15 protein-coding genes and 1 pseudogene are annotated in these 19,672 nt (G+C 41.0%); 12 read left to right on the top strand and 4 right to left on the bottom strand.

The features are described from left to right. Entirely contained in the window at window positions 1-2,844 is a 2,844-nt protein-coding gene (locus VB775_RS11660) for a serine/threonine-protein kinase (RefSeq protein ID WP_281008868.1), read from the bottom strand. Between the two features lie 476 nt (window positions 2,845-3,320). On the opposite strand from VB775_RS11660, the gene VB775_RS11655 reads away from it, so the two are divergent. The 12 genes from VB775_RS11655 to VB775_RS11600 all read left to right on the top strand — a co-directional run bounded on the left by VB775_RS11655 (window position 3,321) and on the right by VB775_RS11600 (window position 18,741). Then, window positions 3,321-3,542, top strand: coding sequence for a helix-turn-helix domain-containing protein (locus VB775_RS11655; RefSeq protein WP_281008869.1), 222 nt, complete (start codon window positions 3,321-3,323; stop codon window positions 3,540-3,542). 91 nt (window positions 3,543-3,633) lie between these two features. Continuing rightward, window positions 3,634-6,648, top strand: a complete 3,015-nt coding sequence (locus tag VB775_RS11650; protein ID WP_281008870.1) for a BPTD_3080 family restriction endonuclease — start codon at window positions 3,634-3,636, stop codon at window positions 6,646-6,648. A 53-nt stretch (window positions 6,649-6,701) separates the two neighbouring features. Then, on the top strand, window positions 6,702-9,491 hold the full coding sequence (locus tag VB775_RS11645) for a site-specific DNA-methyltransferase (protein WP_281008871.1): 2,790 nt from the start codon (window positions 6,702-6,704) through the stop codon (window positions 9,489-9,491). 19 nt (window positions 9,492-9,510) lie between these two features. Then, window positions 9,511-10,881: a hypothetical protein gene (locus VB775_RS11640; protein ID WP_281008872.1), complete on the top strand. Its 1,371-nt coding sequence runs from the start codon at window positions 9,511-9,513 to the stop codon at window positions 10,879-10,881. A gap of 30 nt (window positions 10,882-10,911) precedes the next feature. Beyond that, a complete protein-coding gene (locus tag VB775_RS11635) occupies window positions 10,912-12,972 on the top strand; it encodes a 3'-5' exonuclease (RefSeq protein WP_281008873.1) in 2,061 nt (686 codons plus the stop codon). 70 nt (window positions 12,973-13,042) lie between these two features. Beyond that, window positions 13,043-13,747, top strand: a complete 705-nt coding sequence (locus VB775_RS11630) for an IMS domain-containing protein (RefSeq protein WP_281008874.1) — start codon at window positions 13,043-13,045, stop codon at window positions 13,745-13,747. A 29-nt stretch (window positions 13,748-13,776) separates the two neighbouring features. Further along, entirely contained in the window at window positions 13,777-14,097 is a 321-nt protein-coding gene (locus tag VB775_RS11625; protein ID WP_281008875.1) for a hypothetical protein, read from the top strand. Between the two features lie 40 nt (window positions 14,098-14,137). Then, window positions 14,138-15,487 (top strand): ParA family protein, encoded by a 1,350-nt coding sequence (locus tag VB775_RS11620; protein WP_281008876.1) that lies wholly within the window; start codon window positions 14,138-14,140, stop codon window positions 15,485-15,487. Next, window positions 15,487-16,173 (top strand): transcription termination factor rho family protein, encoded by a 687-nt coding sequence (locus VB775_RS11615; RefSeq protein ID WP_281008877.1) that lies wholly within the window; start codon window positions 15,487-15,489, stop codon window positions 16,171-16,173. Before VB775_RS11620 ends, VB775_RS11615 begins: the two co-directional genes overlap by 1 nt. A gap of 234 nt (window positions 16,174-16,407) precedes the next feature. Further along, complete coding sequence (locus tag VB775_RS11610) at window positions 16,408-17,358, top strand: hypothetical protein (RefSeq protein WP_281008878.1); 951 nt, start codon at window positions 16,408-16,410, stop codon at window positions 17,356-17,358. Then, window positions 17,358-18,122: a DUF559 domain-containing protein gene (locus tag VB775_RS11605; protein WP_281008879.1), complete on the top strand. Its 765-nt coding sequence runs from the start codon at window positions 17,358-17,360 to the stop codon at window positions 18,120-18,122. Before VB775_RS11610 ends, VB775_RS11605 begins: the two co-directional genes overlap by 1 nt. A gap of 205 nt (window positions 18,123-18,327) precedes the next feature. Further along, window positions 18,328-18,741 carry a hypothetical protein gene (locus tag VB775_RS11600; RefSeq protein ID WP_281008880.1) on the top strand — a complete coding sequence of 138 codons (414 nt, stop codon included), beginning with the start codon at window positions 18,328-18,330 and terminating at the stop codon, window positions 18,739-18,741. A 212-nt stretch (window positions 18,742-18,953) separates the two neighbouring features. Here the strand turns inward: VB775_RS11600 and VB775_RS11595 are convergent, their stop codons facing one another. From VB775_RS11595 to VB775_RS26445, 3 genes and pseudogenes are all read right to left on the bottom strand, one after another. Continuing rightward, window positions 18,954-19,103: a hypothetical protein gene (locus tag VB775_RS11595; protein ID WP_281008881.1), complete on the bottom strand. Its 150-nt coding sequence runs from the start codon at window positions 19,101-19,103 to the stop codon at window positions 18,954-18,956. Between the two features lie 73 nt (window positions 19,104-19,176). Further along, window positions 19,177-19,335 (bottom strand): hypothetical protein, encoded by a 159-nt coding sequence (locus VB775_RS11590; protein ID WP_281008882.1) that lies wholly within the window; start codon window positions 19,333-19,335, stop codon window positions 19,177-19,179. A gap of 51 nt (window positions 19,336-19,386) precedes the next feature. Then, window positions 19,387-19,548, bottom strand: a pseudogene (locus VB775_RS26445) (pyridoxamine 5'-phosphate oxidase family protein); the annotation flags it as partial. Window positions 19,549-19,672: the final 124 nt, after the last annotated feature.

Here is a 19,672-nt window from a genome sequence, read left to right as displayed (position 1 = left end):
TCAATTCAGCATTTTTTTTTGCACAACTCTCAATTGCGTAGGTTGAGTGATCACAATTGAGTTGTTAGACCCAACTTCTTGGACTTTGACTACAACTGACATACCTTGAATATCTGTGAGTTTATTACTACCAAATATCTTTTGGACAATCTCCTCATTAACTTTGATGTTATAAACTGTGTTGCTAGCAGAAAACTTGAATATAAATTCATTACTTACGACTGAAGCACTGTTAATTACTCCCTCAAAAGTCAGAACATTTGTATTACAGCCTAGAAATACAGGACTCTTACTGAAGTCAGCACAGACTAAAATTTCCTCAACTCTTTGAGAGATCTTCTGAAATTCAGTGTAATCTGGTTCTGGTTTGTCTCCATAATTGGCTTTTTCTCTAATATCTTGGGGAGCATTGAGCATTAACTGCCTAATTTGCTCGTAATCTGACGCAGATAAGTTCGGCGAAGCATATACCCCTGCTCCGGGAATATCTCTACTGACATGAATAATGCGAATGGTAGGGTCATCTTTTCTTATAGAGTCTCCAATAGCTGCTGAGCCAACGTCTACTTTCCCCTCTTTAACTAGCTTGATAATAGCCGTACCCCTATTTCCTACATTTGCAGTTATGGATTTCCCATAGAGGTCATAAACAGGCATATAAAAACTAGATGCGGACGAGAATGATCCCAGCCCCACTCTCGTATTGGCTTGAATATCTTTGAGCGATAGAATATTGCTATCTGCTCTTACAAATAGACCAGCTTGATAAGAACTGGAATTAGGGAACATTCCTGTAATATGCCTGTAGTTATTTTCTTTGGCTGACACAGAGAGTATAGGAGAGTTGGTAAATGCAATGTCCCACTGCTTAGATTCCATACGTTTTTCTGCTTCTTGATAAGCTAAGGTTGAATCGCCATTGATCCGCACCTTAACTTTTTTCCCTTGTAAAAAATCAAAATAATTTTCAGGTACTGCTTTAGCTTCTAAGAAATCAGCTAATCCCTGCAAATCCTCGGGTTTCCACAGTGTCCCAATTGTGATCTCGGTCTTACTCAGTTTTGCACTGGTAAGATAAGGCAAAGAATAGATAATACCCAGACCAACAGTAAAGACACCGACTACGCAGCTAATCAAAATTGGGATGCCTAATTTTTTCTTGGATTTGGTCGGCTTCACTTGTTTAGGGGATGAGATCTTGGTCTTTGGCAAAGTCTGTTGTTGCCTAGAGTCTGGAAACGGATCTGAGAAATCTTTGCTAGATTGACGTAGTGTTGATTTATTGTCTTGGCTGTAAGATGGTGGTGACTGAATAGGAACAGACGGATTGACAGGCGCTTTTTCCCAACTTACCAAGGTATCAAAGGCTTCGATAGCATTTGCATATCTATCCTTATAGTCATCACAAATCATCTTCAAAAGAATAGCTTTAAATTCACTACTGATATTGTCCATATCTGTTACTAACTGATATGGAGTTCTGCTGTTATCCAAATCATTAACTCTCTTGCCATACAATGCTTCAATAGCAATAATGCCTACTGCGTAAACATCACAACTAGGGAGAATATAGCCTCGAGTTTGTTGTTCGGGAGACATATATCCTCTTGTCCCCATAACCGAGCCTTGACTATTGCTTTCATCTACGATTTGTTTTACAGCACCGAAATCAATCAATACAATTTTATTGTCATCTGCTCTACGAATTAAGTTATCTGGTTTTACATCTCTATGAACAATTGCCTTGCCATGTAAACTCTTATCATGGATGTATTTTAAAGGAGACAAAATATCCTTAACTAAACCCAATACATCCTTTTCTTCCCATTTTTGATTAGATTCTATTTTGCTACTTAACTCTTCGGCAAGTGTATAGCCAGCAATATAATCCTGAACTATAAAAAAGCGACCTCTTTCTTCAAAAAATGCTTGCAAAGATGGAATTTCAGGATGCTTAATCTGGCTTAATACGGAAGCCTCCTGATTAAATAAGTTTTTTGCTCTTTCCGAGATGTTGCTAGTTCTACCAGTTGAACTATACATAGATGGACTTAGCTCTTTAACAACACAAAGAGCATTATTTGGTTTGTCCAAATCTTCAGCTATGTAAGTAACACCAAAACTACCTGAACCTAGTTTTTCTCCAATCTTATAACGACTTCTAATAATTTCACCACTGCTCAAGCTTTGATCATCATCAGAACTAGAAACAAAATCTTCGATGATTTCTATTTTTTCTTTGATCAAATCTTCTCTGGATAATTGCTCATCTAGAATACTTGGATCAGAAATTGTTCGAGAAGCAATTTGCGCCAGATTATTTTGCAATTCATCAGAAGAGTCTACATAGTCTCTGATTTGCTGACTAACAGAGAAAGCCTTTTGAGTATCTGTATCATCAACTTTATTCACAGTTTCCATGGGGATCTGATAGCGTGGCAGTTCACCTTCAGGCTTATCCAAAGAAAACTTGTAATGATACCAAACAGCAATTTTATGAAGCTGGCGTACATGTTTAAAAGCTCTAATAGGCTCAACTTCGAGACTCTCATGTGTTGCCAAGTTGCCATATTTTCTGATCGCAGTAAAAAGATAGAAAATCTCTTTGCCGACTATATTTTTTTGGCGTAACTTATTTAAAACTGTATAAAATGGTGTTTTCTTAGGAACTGTATATCCTGATGCTGATAGAGCATACTTGGCGATTAGCTCACAACACTTACGAGCGACCATGTGAGCAGTTTCAGGATCAGATAGGCAATATTGTTCGGCAGATGTAGCGTATTTTGCAATATCTTGCTGTTCGAGGAATTGAAAATTCTGGCTGATTTCTCTATTAGTCATTGGCTAATTTACGCAAGTATATTATTTGTAAACTCTCAAGACGGGGACGCAGGCAGTGCGTTTGAGACTCATTAAATGACCTAATGTCAGAGGAATCTGTATTAGACCATCTTGAAATAACCATTTCTTGCCACCCCCCCTAAACACTACAATTATGTGTTTCAAAACAAATATATCAAACTCTATAGCTAGTGACATAAATAAATATAAACTTTTCGTGTTTATTCAGCCGAAAAAATCATGTCAAGATAGTCTTTGCGTCTTGGATTACGCAACATATACCAAGATTCGTATGCTCAATTTTTTTTGCTAGAGGTATTCGTCAGTTAATAGGGGATTTTGCTTAAAAAGTACATCACATAGCATCAAAAGAGATTTAGCTTAAATAATCCATTTCATAAACATTGCTTTTTTGTTACATCAAACATAATAAACATCTGATACATTAAGTAAAACACTTGATAAATTTCGCTGTCATGAAGTTACAGGTAAAAAATTATGCAAACTTGATTGAAGCACTACAAAGTAGACTCGACCTAAATCAAGTTCAATTGGCTCAACGGGTAGGGACAACGCCTTTATCGCTCAGTCGCTGGAAGAATGGACATACTACACCTTCACCTATGGCGATCGCTTTGTTAAAGCAAGCGGTCAATGACTTAGGTGATCGGGGGACAGATTTACAAAAGTATTTCTAGACTCTCGTTGTAGAGATTATTTTTTTGTGCGATCGCATATCAGATGATATCGGTTCTAGTGGAAAATTTGGTTCTAGTGGAAAAAGTTTAAGTGGCACAGCAATTCTTTGAAAAGCCCATTCTCAATTCTCCCTATGAGATCCCTTCACAGCATTGGGAGCTAGATAAATCTGGACAACCAACTCACCAATTAATCAAAAGTCGCAGACCTGCGGAATTTATTAGTCCGATTCCTAAGCCCAGAAAGCAAAAGTTTAATCAGGGTGAATTGCTTGCTGAACAGGATATTTCAAATAATCGCCAAACCTATGCGACATCTTTGTTTATCAATAGTGTGCGCGAAAAAGTCAGTGAATGGCGCAAGATTGTTAGTCCTGAAAAATGGCAGGTTAGCCCAGAAACAGCAAGGCTTTTACAACATTGGCGACATTACGATTTTCATGGGGTTAGACCGTTCTTTTGTCAGCTAGAAGCAATAGAAACCGCAATTTGGTTAGCTGAAGTTGCACCCCTCAGTAAGCAAGGTCAAAACTTCATTGAGCAAATCACAACAGCAAATAAAGACGCAAATCCTGAAATATGGCGAGTTGCTTTAAAACTAGCGACAGGGGCAGGTAAAACAACAGTCATGGCAATGTTGATCGCATGGCAGACCATCAATGCTGCGCGTCATCCATCCAGTAAGAAGTTTACACGCGGATTTCTAGTTGTTACTCCTGGCATTACGATCCGCGATCGCTTGCAAATATTGCAACCTAATCATCCTGATAACTACTACAGCAACCGTGAGTTAGTCCCTAGCGATATGTTAGGGGATATAGCCAAAGCGAAGATTGTAATTACGAATTACCACGCATTTAAACTGCGAGAGCGTTGGGAAATTGCTGCAAATACTCGCAAACTATTACAGGGCAGGGATGAACCACTGCAAACCCTAGAAACTGAAGGGCAGATGCTGCAAAGGGTTATGCCCGACTTAATGGGGATGAAAAATGTTTTAGTGATCAATGATGAAGCTCACCATTGCTATCGTGAAAAGCCTGATAACGATGAAATAGATGATCTCAAGGGTGATGACAAGGACGAAGCCAAGAAAAACAACGAGGCTGCAAGACTTTGGATTTCTGGCATTGAAATAGTCAAGCGCAAGCTCGGAGTCGATAGGGTATATGACCTATCAGCCACCCCATTTTTTCTAAGAGGATCTGGCTATGCCGAAGGTACTTTATTTCCTTGGACAGTTAGTGACTTTTCGCTCATGGATGCGATCGAGTGTGGCATTGTCAAACTGCCCCGTGTGCCTGTATCTGACAATGTGCCAAATGAAGATATGCCCAAGCTTCGTAACCTTTGGGAGCATATCCGTAAAAAAATGCCCAAGAAAGGCAGAGGTTCGGGAGGCAGTTTAGATCCTTTGAGCTTACCGTCTGAATTGCAAACGGCTCTTGATGCACTGTATGGACATTACAAGAAGACCTATGACCAGTGGCAAGAAACGGGTATTAGAGTCCCACCTGTGTTTATCGTAGTTTGTAATAACACATCGACATCTAAGTTAGTCCATGACTTTATCTCTGGTTTTCACCGAGAAATAGATGATGAAACCACATACCACGCTGGCAGACTAGAGCTATTTCGTAACTATGACGAGTTCGGTAATCGTCTAGCCAGACCACGAACCCTCTTAATTGACAGTGAGCAGTTAGAGTCAGGTGATGCTTTAGATAGCAATTTTCGAGAAATGGCATCCGATGAAATCGATCGCTTTCGCCGCGAGTTAGCCCAACGCAAAGGTTCAGCAGAAGTGGAAAAACTGACCGATCAAGACTTGCTGCGAGAGGTAATGAACACTGTCGGTAAAGAAGGTAAGTTAGGTGAGTCAATTCGTTGTGTCGTCTCAGTTTCCATGCTTACGGAAGGATGGGATACCAATACCGTAACCCACGTTCTAGGAGTTCGTGCATTTGGTACGCAATTACTTTGTGAACAGGTCATCGGTCGTGCTTTGCGGCGCTATTCCTATGAACTCAATGACGAGGGTTTGTTTGATGTGGAATACGCCGATGTGTTGGGGATTCCTTTTGACTTCACGGCAAAGCCTGTTATTGCTAAGTCCAAACCACCAAAGAACACAATTCATGTCGAAGCAGTCAGTCCCGATCGCGATGAATTAGAAATCACATTTCCCCGTGTCGAAGGTTATCGCGTGGAATTGCCAGAAGAAAAGTTGACAGCAGTATTTAATCCAGATTCAGTCCTAGAACTTAATCCCCAACTTGTAGGGGCAACGGTTACGCAAAATTCAGGCATCATCGGTGAAGCAGTGGAGTTAAATGTCAAACATTTAGACAGTGTTCGCCAATCGACGGTTTTGTTTCATGTGACTAAGCATTTGCTTTACAACAAATACCGTGACCCTGGGGAAGAGCCAAAAATGCACCTCTTTGGTCAACTCAAGCGGATTGTCAGGCAGTGGCTAGACGGAGGCTATTGTCGGTGTACTGGTGGCACATATATCGCTCAGTTGCTATATCAAGACATTGCAAATATGGCTTGCGATCGCATCAAAGCAGCAATCACAGAGACAATGATTGGCGATCGCCCAATAAAAGCAATTCTTGACGCTTATAACCCCACAGGCTCAACTAGTCATGTCAGTTTTAACACCTCAAAACAGACTCTATGGAAGACAGCACCCAACAAAAGTCATGTCAATTGGGTAGTTTGCGATAGCGATTGGGAATCTGAATTTGCCCGTGTTGCCGAATCTCATCCCAGAGTCCGCAGTTATGTCAAAAATCAAGGCTTAGGTTTAGAAGTTCCCTATCTCAATGGCTCAACTCAGCGCCGCTATATCCCAGATTTCATCGTACAGATCGATGATGGACACGATGACTTAATGAATTTAATAGTCGAAATAAAAGGGTATCGCGGCGAAGATGCTAAGGACAAAGCCAATACGATGAAAACTTACTGGATTCCAGGGGTGAATAATTTAGGCAAGTTCGGACGTTGGCAATTTGCAGAATTTACATCAGTATTTGAGATTGACTCAGATTTTCACAAGCTAGTTGATACTTTAGTACAAATCGGCTCAAGTGCTTGATGATTAAAGCTTTTAAGTAATTCTATCCAGTCAATATTTCGCAAATTAAAATCATGGCTCCACGAAAAAACACCAAGCAATCCAAACAAATCGAAACCATCAAACACGAAGAAGCCAAGCGGCGCAACATTCCCACAGCAGAGCATCAGTCAGTAATGGCAGATGATGAGAAAAGCCCGATCCGTGTTGCCTACGATCGCCGCAATCGCGATCTCGATCCGCAGTTGGTTTGGCGCGGCAAAGACGAGCAGGACTGGTCAGATTTGGTTGTGTCGGCTCCACCGCTTTACATTCAAGAAAAGGTACATCCGAAGGCGATCGTTGACGATTTGCGCCGCCAGAGTCAGGAGCGATCGGAGGCAACTCAAGATACGCAGTTAGATTTGTTTGCAGACTTTAATGGGTTGCCGAAGGATGCAACGGCAACGGAATTTTATAAGCACGATGCGAACTGGACAAATCGCATGATTTTAGGGGATAGCCTTCAGGTAATGGCAAGCCTAGCCGAGCGTGAGGGTTTGCGCGGTAAGGTGCAATGTATCTATTTCGATCCGCCCTATGGGATTAAGTTCAATTCAAATTTTCAATGGTCAACAACTAGCCGCGACGTGAAAGATGGGGATAAAAAGCAAATTACTCGCGAACCTGAACAGGTAAAAGCTTTTCGGGACACTTGGCGCGATGGGATTCATTCTTATTTGACTTATTTGCGCGATCGCTTGACGGTAGCGAGGGATTTATTAACGGATAGTGGTTCTATTTTTGTGCAGATTGGCGATGAGAATGTGCATCGGGTTAGGGCTTTGATGGATGAGGTGTTTGGGGATGAGAATTTCATTGGTTTAATTACCTTTAGAAAGAAAAATATGCCTTTTGGTGCTCGATATATTGAGGGAATGTCAGACTATATAATCTGGTATTCTCAAAATTCTGAAAAAACAAAATTCAGAGAAATTTTTTCTTTTAAAAATGTAGAAAGTGCTTCACGATGGAATTATGTAAGACTTAGCAATGGAGTAGATCGAACTCTATCAAGTGATGAATTTCATAGCCATAAACTTTTGCCAATAAAGAGTAGAGTCTATAGTCACCAAACACTAAAACCGTCAGGCACTTTTACAGGGGGCTTTTTCAGTGTCAATCACAACGGGAAAGTATACCAAACACCAAAAGGAGGATGCTGGGCGACAACTGAAGAAGGGATGCGTAGACTTCTTTACGCAGATAGAGTTGGTGTAGAGAATACTAATCTACGCTATAGATTTTTCATAGATGACTACCCCGTTTCAAGAATTAATAACCTATGGACTGATACATCTGGAGCATCGAATAAAACCTATGTAGTCCAAACTATGGAAAAAGTAATTGAGCGTTGTATCCTAATGGCAACAGACCCCGGCGATCTAGTCTTAGATCCCACCTGTGGTTCAGGAACTACCGCCTATGTTGCCGAACAATGGGGAAGACGCTGGATTACCATTGATACATCTCGCGTAGCCCTAGCTCTAGCCAGAGCCAGAATCATGGGCGCACGCTACCCCTATTACATCCTAGCCGACAGTCCCGAAGGTCAGCAAAAAGAGGCATCAATTACTCGTACCATGCCATCCGACAGCCCGACACATGGCAACATCCGCTTAGGTTTTGTGTACGATCGCGTTCCCCACATCACGCTTAAATCCATTGCCAATAATACCGAAATAGATACCATTTGGGAGTCATACCAAACCAAGCTCGAACTTTTGCGCGGAGCATTGAATCAAGAACTAAGCAAATCTTGGGAAGAGTGGGAAATACCCCGTGAGGTTGATGCGAAATGGTCGGACAAAGCCAAGCAATTGCATAGTGACTGGTGGGAAAATCGCATCGCCAAACAGAAAGAAATTGATGCGTCCATTGCGGCTAAAGCCGATCAAGAATTTCTCTATGACAAGCCCTATGAAGATAAAAACACGGTACGGGTAGCTGGCCCATTCACAGTAGAAAGTTTGTCACCTCACAGAGTCTTAGCTGTTGATGAAAATGATGACCTCATCGATCCAGATGCAAAGCCAAAAGACAATGGCGAAATCGACTTTGTAAATGTGATTCTGGAAAACCTCAAAACCTCTGGTGTGCAACAAGCCCACAAAGAAGACAAGATCAATTTCACATCGCTTGTACCCTTTCCCAGTCAATACATCTGTGCTGAAGGTCGTTATGTCGAAGGTGAAAACGACAAAGAAAAACGCGCAGGTATTTTCATCGGTTCTGAATTTGGCACAGTGTCCCGTCCCGATCTAGTTGCCGCCGCTAGAGAAGCGGGTGACATTGGCTTTGATGTCCTGATTGCCTGTGCCTTTAACTATGACGCTCACTCAGCCGAATTTAACAAACTAGGTCGCATCCCGATCCTCAAGGCTCGGATGAATGCCGATCTGCACATGGCAAATGATCTCAAAAATACAGGGGCAGGAAACCTATTTGTCATCTTTGGTGAGCCTGATATTGATATCACCCCGCTTGACGATGGCAAGTTACAGGTCAAGATTCACGGTGTAGATGTCTTTCATCCTCAATCTGGTGAAGTCAGGTCTAGCAATGCCGATGAAATCGCCTGTTGGTTCATAGACACCGACTACAACGAAGAAAGCTTCTTTGTCCGTCATGCCTATTTCTTAGGTGCGAGTGACCCATATAAATCTCTCAAAACCACCCTCAAAGCCGAGATTGACGAAGAAGCATGGTCAAGTCTTTACAGCGATACATCTAGACCCTTTGCTAAGCCTAAGTCTGGACGCATTGCGGTTAAGGTGATCAATCATCTTGGCGATGAAGTGATGAAAGTGTTTAATGTTAATTAAAAAATACAGGAGAACAATTATGGAAACTACAACTACTTTACATAGCGCCACATTACATAACAATGTAAAGCCTAGACTGAAAGAGCTTATCAAACAAGCGGAATGCCTACGAATGGCGGTAGCCTATTGGACAATTCCAAATGATTACTTTGGGGACGATTTAATTGAAGTCTTAAAGAAAAAAGATTCTTTTGCTTGTGTTGATATTTCTTTGCCAACAGATATAGATGAACTATGTAAACTTGCAAAGCAGTCTTGTAATCTATATTTTTATACTGAATCCCTAGTTTGGGATGGTACAGATAAAAAGCCAACTAACAGGAATTTATTACACTCTAAAGTCCTTTTGTTTGATTTACCTGATGATTTGGCAAGTATTTGGATTGGTAGTCATAATTGGACTGACAGATCACTAATTGGCAAAAATATTGAAACATCTCTAGAGATTTGTGTTGATAAAAATAGTGATATCTACACTGAAATCAAATATTTGTTAGAGAAAATCAAACAAGACTGTGAACAAATCATTCCTGATCCACTTCACGAAAGAATATATAAAATAACTCGAAGACAAGAAGATTCATTATTTTATCTACGAGCTAATTGTATAGAATCTCCAGAACATCCATTATTATCTACTTCGTTTATTCATCTTATTTTAGATAATAACAAGCCAAATTCTAAAATCTTCCCTGAAGGTAAAAAAATGGTTTTTCTGATGAATAGTTTGCAGAGTAATAAGCAGTTTCTTCTACATGGAGAAGTCTATAACAGTGGAGGACTTCGCGCATCAAACAAGAAAGCTACAGAATTCCAAACTTTTGACGACGGATACTATTGCTTGAGGCAAGGCAAAAGATTTGTTGATTTCAGACTAAAGCCTGACAAAGAGACTTTTGAAAATATAATAAGAGATTTCCACCACTACGCAACATTTGTCATAGGGGATGATATTCAGGAAATAAACGCAAATAATTTTGATTCTCATTTTTCCTCAAAATATGAAACTCCTATAACCCTCCTAAATGAATTCACGCAATTTGAGTTTATGAATGATAGATGGCAGAAAAGCGAATCATTTGAACTTAAAAAAGGCGATAAAGCTATTAAACAGGATCTTGATAATCGTGATACTGATGAAATCGAAAACGTTTATGATGATGAGGATAATGCCGAAAAATCAATATGGAGATTACTAGACAATCTTCATTTTTGCGGATCTTTTCAGATTGAAGAAGGTTCAAAACTAGATGCAATTTTAAAAGTAATCTCTCCATCTGAGGAAAAAGTTCTCATTAAAAAACAACTGGTTAACGACACTGAGAAAGATAACAAAATTCATCGAATTCGACGAGGACTTATATCGAAGATTGTAAAAAAAAGAGACTAAAACATATTCGTAATTGTCCAATTGAAAACTATGGAATTTCGTATCGCCGACACCTTCACCGATAGCCTCAGCAAGCTTACTGGACAAGAACAGAAAGCCGTGAAAATGACTGCTTTTGACTTGCAACTAAACCCCAGTAGCCCCAGTTTGCGCTATCACAAACTCGATCGCACCAAAGATCAAAATTTCTGCTCGATCGCTGTAAATCTTGACCTGCGATTAATCGTGCATCGCACCGAAAACAGCTTGTTACTTTGCTATGTCGATCACCATGACGATGCTTATGCGTGGGCAAGTCGCCGCAAAATTGAAAACCACCCTAGAACGGGAGCCGCCCAACTTGTCGAAGTACGCGAAACCGTTGAAGAAGTCATCGTTAAAAAGTCAATTATCAGAGGTGTTCAAAAATCCCTGCTATTTGCCCATATCTCCGATGATGACTTGCTTAGTTATGGCATCCCCCTAGAATGGCTGTCTGATGTCAGAATTGCCGATGAAGATCGACTTTTCGATATTGTCGATCGCTTACCCCAAGAGGCAGCCGAAGCATTGCTAGAGATTGCCACAGGCGGCAAACCTAAACCGATTATTCCGACAGTTGCAGTCAACCCCTTCGATCATCCTGACGCACAGCGTCGCTTCCGCATTATGTCCAATGCCGAAGAACTGCAACAGGCTCTTGATTATCCTTGGGAAAAGTGGACTGTATTTTTGCATCCCAGTCAGCGATCGCTAGTCGGACGAGACTATAGCGGTGCTGCCCGTGTGTCTGGTTCGGCAGGAACGGGTAAAACTATCGTTGCTATACATCGCGCCGTATTCTTAGCTCGTAAATACCCCAACGCCCAACTATTGCTAACTACCTTTTCGCCAGCCCTAGCCAATGCTTTGCAAATCAAGCTAGACAGGTTAATTGGTAACGATGCTAAGGTGATTAGTCGCATTAAAGTTAGTGCGATTCAAGATATTGCATGGGAGCTTTACAAGCCTTTAGGCAATTTCAAAATTGCTGATCCGATCAAAGTGCGGGCTAAGTTAGTGGCGATCGCTACTCAAAACCCTAACCGTAAATTTTCTGAGTCATTGCTATGGGATGAATGGAATGATGTTGTTGATGCTTGGCAACTGGACACATGGGAAGACTATCGAGATGTCACCCGTTTAGGCAGAAAGACTAAGCTAGGCAGCAAACAACGGGAAATACTCTGGGAAGTGTTTCAAGAGGTCAGAAATTGGTTGCGATCGCAAAATCTAATTACATGGTCGGGAGTTTTCCGTACCGTAACCGATTCTCTTAGCCGAACTAATGCTTACCCATTCCAGTTTGCGATCGTTGATGAATGTCAAGACATGGGTATTGCCGAGCTTCGTTTCTTGGCAGTGATCGGCACACAAAGACCTGACAGCTTATTTTTTACAGGTGACTTAGGACAGCGCATATTTCAACAGCCTTTTTCGTGGAAGTCTTTGGGTGTTGATATTAGGGGGCGATCGCAAACTCTCACGATCAATTACCGCACCTCACACCAAATCCGTTCTATTGCCGATCGCCTATTGCCTAGTTCTATAGCTGATGTGGACGGCAACCAAGAACAACGCAAAGATACTATTTCTGTGTTCAATGGCATAGCGCCCACAATCCAAATCTTAGATGACGAAGATGCAGAGAGCGAATACGTTGCTCAATGGATTGCCAAGCATTTAGCTAACGGTGTTCAACCCGAAGAAATCGGTGTATTCGTGCGTGATAAACCTCAAATCGAAAGAGCGATCGCCGCAGTCATGGAAGCTGGTATAAAGCCTGTTGAATTAAGCGATCGGTTATCTTTTGCCGAGGGACGTATTGCAGTTAGCACCATGCACCTAGCCAAAGGTTTAGAGTTTAGGGCTGTAGCTGTCATGGCTTGCGATGACGAGGTTTTACCACTACAGGAGCGAGTCGAAAGCGTTGGCGATGAATCGGACTTAGAGGAGGTTTACAACACTGAAAGGCATTTGCTCTACGTTGCTTGTACCCGTGCGAGAGATTACCTGTTAGTTACAGGTGTCGATCCTGCTTCAGAGTTTTTAGATGATTTGAGGAGTAACTGATATGAAACAACTGGTTTGCTATGAGTGGTTTAAGCCTAGTAATTAATTAACTTTATAACTTCAAAAATTAATGGACATAAATTGGGCTAAAGAATTTTTCGTGTCAATGTGGAGTAAATTTCCTTGGTTTACAACTGGACTTGTGTTTATAGCTCTACGTTTTGGCAATATAAAAATAGGTGTAGATATTGTTAGTTGGGAACTTATTCCATTTTCCAAAAAAACTAAAAATATTTTTTTTCTAATTGGCTGCTCGCTAATAATTTTTCAAGGAATACTATTGATTCGATTTATTGACACCAGCAATTTAACCAAAAATGTCGGCAATTCATTTTCTGGTTTCTTCAATCAGAATATAGTTTATGAGTTCCTAGAGGCTCCTAAAGAATCAGAAGTAAATCAACTAATATTAAATTATTATGATATTAAATTTCTTAATAGTCTTTATGGGACATCTTACAACTTAGAAGAATCAAAAAAATACATAATTGGCGAGAGGTATAAAGAGACAGAAAAGTTAGTTAATCAGTTAAAAAATAAAAATGCTTATCTTGTGTATGGCTATCAAAATTCTAGAATAATTCGCCAATTTATATCTAAGAAAGACAACGGATTTTATGTGGATGTTTTTGTTGTAGGTACATATCTTTACTATCAAGATAGCAAATTTGTTGAAAGTAAAAATAATTACTGTAGAAAGAGTAAGTTTAAATTAGCTAAGGATGGAAGTAACTTGAAAATAGCAAGACTTGAAAGCGTAACACTTTGTCAATAAATTTACATTCTCAAACTCTAAAAAAACTCATGGCTAAACCACCACTTCCCCAACCCCAACTCGATCGCACCCCAATCACCCTCGATCAGTACCGCGAATACACCCCCGACAAACTAGAGTTCATCAATGGCTACTATGGCTTTGCCTATCAAGACATGACAAGCTTTCACCTTGCAATACTCACCAATATGGGGCTTCGCGCCGCCGTTAGCCATGTCCCGATCGCAAAATGGTTAGCCGCTATCCAAGAGGTTGCTTTGCAAAATCCCAAGCTTGACGATGCTTTGCGCGATCGCTTAGTGCGAGGGATGGCTGAGTTGAATGCAGTAGTGGAGTGTTTGGAGGAATAAGTTTAAGGCTTCAGGAATTTTCAATTATCACAACTTAAAAATGACCATATCACCGTTACTTCAATCATGGAAAGACTTGCCAACAGAGGCACAAGAGTCTGTCGTTACCACAAATTTTGTGGTGGCTCAGTTATTTGACACATTGGGATTTAATCAAAGGGAGAGAATCCCAGAGTTTCAGACTAGCCCTGCTGGTAAAGCCGTTGATTTTGCTGCTAGATACAATCGGGAGGGAGACATATTTTTAGAAACGAAGTCCAATCCCTATCTGCTCGTAGAACTAAAGGGACGAGATGTCAATTTAGCTCCACCATCTGCTCAATATTTTTCAACGGTCAGGCAATTGCATGGGTATCTACTCTCTCCCAATAGCCATAGCGCTCAGTGGGGACTGATCACCAATAGCAAACACTGGCAACTATTTCGCAAGCATGGCAAGGTGGTTTTTCCTGTGACAGAATGCTTGGCAACCGATGAAACTAATTTAGATGAAACAGTGAGCCTAATTCGGCACAAGATTGAGAACCCATCAAAAGCCCTTGTGGTAGCTGTTTACAACAACAAGGGAGGTGTGGGCAAAACCACAACCACGATCAATCTAGCCAGTATTCTTAACTTGCTTGGCAAAAAGGTTTTAGTGATTGACTTTGACCCTAATCAACGAGATCTCACCCAATATTTGCAACGTCCTGCCAAGTCAGTAACTTTGTACAAGTGCTTAGACGATCGCCGCCTCGATCCAGTGCAAGCAGTGCAGGAATTTCGACTAAAAACTAAGAAAGGTCAAGAGTTTGGGTTTGATGTATTACCCGCCGATGATGACCTAGCTAAATCAGATGGTTATGGAGGCATCCAGAGAAGCGCGAAGAAAGAAAGGCTCGGCGAGTTGATTGACGAATTTTTTAGAGACAAATATGACTACATCCTGATCGATGCCCCTCCCAATTGGCAATATTTTAGCCAGAGTGCTGTCTATGCTGCTGATGTGGTATTTACCCCAATTCAGCACAACAACTTTCTCTCTATCAAAAATGCTGCCCAAGCGATTTCACAGTTAATTCCCCAGATTAGGCGGGAGCGCAAAACAGGCAGTCCCAAGGTATTGCCTGTTTTCTTCAATGGTGAACGTATGACTGAGCCACAACGGGAGGCTGCGGTACATTTGATTGACAAGTTAATTGAAAAAACCAAAAAAGAGGAAAAGTTTGACCTAACCCATTACTTTTATCCTCGTTGCTATTGGCAACCAGCTAAGAAGGATAAGCATATATTTACGATGCCAAGCTTTGCGGCGATCGCTAGTGCAGGATTTTCCAATATTCCTGCTGTCTATGCCAATAAAACTGCCAGAGAATATTATCAAGCTTTAGCTAAGGAGTATTTCATCTAATGACTAATAACATCCAATTAATGCATTTGTGGCTACATGAGATTACTGTCCCAGAACCCACCGATGCACCTCAATTCCTGCTTGATGTAGTTTCTGAAGCTCTCAAACAGTCTGGCGGCAAGAACTGGATTCCTGTGATCGTCAAAGAGGTCAGCAAGGGTGAGTATGTGGTCGTAGCGAACTCCTTTATCTATGCGGCGGCAGAAAATGCGGGACTAGAAAAGGCTTGGTGTGTCATCGTTGACCATGATGAAAGTGCAGAATATCTCACCAAGGTATTGGCTAGAGAGATTGTTCCCAAGCTAGACCTTGCTACTGCTTCCTACGAGCAGATCCAAGGAGCTTTAGAGTATGTCTCTGAGAAACCTAATAGTGCTTTAAAAGGCTTTAAGTTATTAGTTGCCGTCAACCGTATTGCCGAAGCACCAAGACAGAACTGGAAAAGCCTTGATGAGTTGACTAAGCTGAAGTGTGGCATTACTAAGGGCAAAAAATTGGATGCCCTCAAAGAAGTATTTACTCTCAATGTTAAGAGTGTAAAAGAACCAGTTGAGGTCAATGCACCTAAGCCAATTCAATCTCTTGATTCTTTGAGTCTTACCGAGCTTAAAGCTATGGCTAAGGATAAAAAACTTAAAGGTTATAGCAAAAAAACTAAGGCTGAGTTGGTTGATTTGCTGAGTTAGAAAGTGCGTACTTGCGATCGCTGAGTGTTTGGAGTCTGAGTAAATCGATCTGTTCTGGTAGAAAAAAATCTGTTCTGGTAGAAAACCACCATGAAAAAGCGATCGCCCTTTCGGCAATTTCTAGACTTCCTGATAGATGCTTTCAATCAACTAATCTCACTCAGAAGCAATACCTACCGATGGAAACGCCGCCAGTTTGACCGAGCTAGACAAAAACACAATAAAAAATAGCTAATGTCCACATTTCCAATTTTCTTAGTCCCCGATCGCATCCTACGCGCCAAAAATGCTATGCCGATCGTTCCACTGTTTAGCGCGATCGCCCCAAATAAACCATCGTCACCACCGCAACCCTATGACACCAATGCACTGATAACTTACGCAACTATTGGCTTTGCTGTGTCAGTGATATTTGTTTTCATTAATCTTGTTTTAGGGGCTGTCACTGGTTTACTTAGCATGGCAGCGATCGCCTATGCTGCATGGACAATGAATCAAAGCTTTCCCCAACGCAAGCGGGAGCATGATGACTATGTGCGGCAATATCCAAGTCTTGAAAAACAGTATCAAGCGGCGAAAATTAATCACAGTGAGGAAGTGGCAAAGATTAACAGTCCTGAAAATATAGCCAGATATCAGCAAGAGCAGTTATTACTAGCTTTCAGACAGACAGAACCTCATGACGGTGAAAATAGCACGGCTCAAGAGGGTTTTTTAGAAAATAAACTGTATGCTCACCTCAACCATCATTTCAGGGGCAGGATTCACCGTAGGCTGACATCCACTAATCAATTTAAGCCTCCCTATAATCTCTATAGTCCAGACTTTACCTATATCGATCGCTCGCTGAGTTTGTATATCGACATTGAGATTGACGAGCCGTATGTGCATGGGACTGTCACACCCACACATTTTGAAGGTGCGTCCAAAGATATCAAGCGAAATAACCACTTTCTTGCTAAGAATTGGTTAGTGATTAGGTTTGCCGAGGAGCAAGTTGCACGGTGTCCACAAAGTTGCTGTAAGGCGATCGCCCAAATCATTGCCGAGGTTATAGGGGATGACTTAGAGCTAAGGCAGTTTAGCGGTATAGAGGACTTGCTAAATATGAAGCAGTGGACAGAGGCAGAGGCGGCGCAAATGGCAGGGGCAAATTATCGACAAACTTATTTGGCAGGGGATTGATGACAGAATTTAGTCCTGAAGGTGTGGAACATAGAGTTAGTTCTAGCCTAGTTCCCATAGGCGGCAAGCTGCCTAACTTTATCGAAGTACCGACTAGTAAATTGCTAGACATATTCATAGACCTGTATCAAAAGCCAGACTTAGATCGTTCTAAGTTAAGGAAAAAGGTCAATGAGTGGCTATACAGGCGGACTAAGCCTAGTTTCTATGTCGAGTTGCATGAATATTTGCATCTAGCCTATATCGGTCAGCCTAATGGATCAGGTAGTCAGCACCTATGGCGATTATTTTTTGACGATCGCATTAAGCAGAAAATTGAAACGATTACCAAGTCATCGGCGCTAGTTGTGGGCGGACAGCAACCCGCACAAGGTCAGAGTCCCAATGCCGATGTTAACCCACCGATGGAATGGGGAGGGATGTATTTTCGATCTGCTGTCGAAATCAAGATTGCGGAACAGTTGGATAAACGGGGTGTATTGTTTTTTGCTAATGCCAGAGGTCGGATTAGTGGCAATAGCTCACCTGTATCGGACATGACGATGACGGGCAGATTGGAGGTCGATTTTCTGGTATTTCACAAAGGTAAGTGCATATCCCTAGAGGTCGATGGTAAACACCATCAACAGCAAGGCAATACCGAACGGGACTATGTACGCGATCGCGTTCTGTTGCGAGAAAGTATTGCAACTGCAAGGTTTACGGCTAGTGACTGTCGCAAGGATGCCGAATTAGTGGTAACTGAGTTTTTGAACTTGTTTTAATGCAGGATCGCTAATCGTTACAAAGTGCGATCGCCGACAAAGACTGAAACGGTTCGGTCTATCCCCTACTCGCTAGGGGATAGACCGATTGGAAACCTCAATTTGTAACAATTCATATAATCTTTATTGAGTACAATTATTTATCCTGCGATTGAAAAACAATGCTATATTCATTGTCAGATGCAAGAAATATGGATAATTATCAATGGCTTCTTTAACTATTAGTGATGAAAACATAGAACTATTCAATAAAGTAAAGATAGAACGAGATTATTCTTATATTTTATTTGGATTAAGCTCTGACAATTCAACACTTGAATTTCGAGGTTCAGGTGATAAAAATCATAACTTTGATGACATTAAATCTGAACTTCCCAAGGCAGATGTTGCGATTGTTGTCTATGACTTTGAGTATGAAACCAATGAAAACCCTCCTCGCCAAACTTCAAAATTAATCATCATTTTTTGGTGTCCGATGCAGGTTCCGATGAGACGGAAATTTGCTTTGACCAGTGCAGAATCTGAAATAAAAACGTCCTTCGTAGGAATACAAAAAGCCTTTAAATTAACTGAGTATGAAGAAGTTGATTTTGTCGATATAACTAAGAAACTGCTTTAATCATATTAAATTGTTGGGAATACACCTATTAGGTGTTTTGCATACCCTAATCGATTGGAAACTGTAATATTAAAAGACCGTCTCAATTAGATTGAGACGGTCTTTTAGTTTGGATTATTAACACTTTCAAAGCACTGTCTATATTTACACTTGTTCTAGTAGAAAATGTTGTTTCGATTTTCTACTAGAACAACGAGATCCAAACCGTACATTTAATTTCTATATAGCTTTTCTTGTAGATTGCACCACTTCAAATCAATCGCAGTTTTAGTATCAACAAGATGATCGCCAACAGGTAGTCTTTCTCCCGTAAGCCATGCTTTTTCAGGTACAAATTGATATAGTTGACGGACTGAATCCACAGCAAAATCGGCTCTTCTGGGTTCATGGGGATAAGCACAGCTAATAGTAATCAGAATCCTCTCGGAGCAACAGTTACAGCCCTACCATGTCGCCAATAATTGTATCGACACTGTACCATTTACCCCTCAAACCCAGATGAGCCGCAAAATCTTCAGCAGTTTTCATTTTCCTGAGCTTGCTAGACCGTTGATAAGTCAATTCAATTACTACAGGTAATAATTCTCTTTGCACTTGCCGAGCAGTTCCATAAAAGTACAAACCTTTCCCAGTAGCCTCTGCAACTGTTGAATCGAAAATAGCAACTGCTACCTTTCCTTGATTTTGCTCAATGTTCTGTGAGTGTTTAGATGCAACGGCTGAACACCAATACAGATGCCACTGCCGATCAAAGGCAAAAAAGACTGGACTAACCCAAGGTTCCCCATCAGGAGAGGCGGTAGATATACTTTAGACGGTCAGAACTTGAGCTTTGAGAAAATGGGATAATCGGCTAAAGAATTTAATACTGCCGCCAAAATTAATTCATGATTACAATCGAATTTTCAGAAGACGAGAAGAAAAAACTACT

It is taken from the genome of Pseudanabaena sp. CCNP1317 (genome assembly GCF_034931345.1).
Taxonomy (GTDB): Bacteria; Cyanobacteriota; Cyanobacteriia; order Pseudanabaenales; family Pseudanabaenaceae; genus Pseudanabaena; species Pseudanabaena galeata.
Note: the sequence above shows the minus strand (reverse complement) of the source record. Positions and strands in the feature narration are given on the sequence as shown.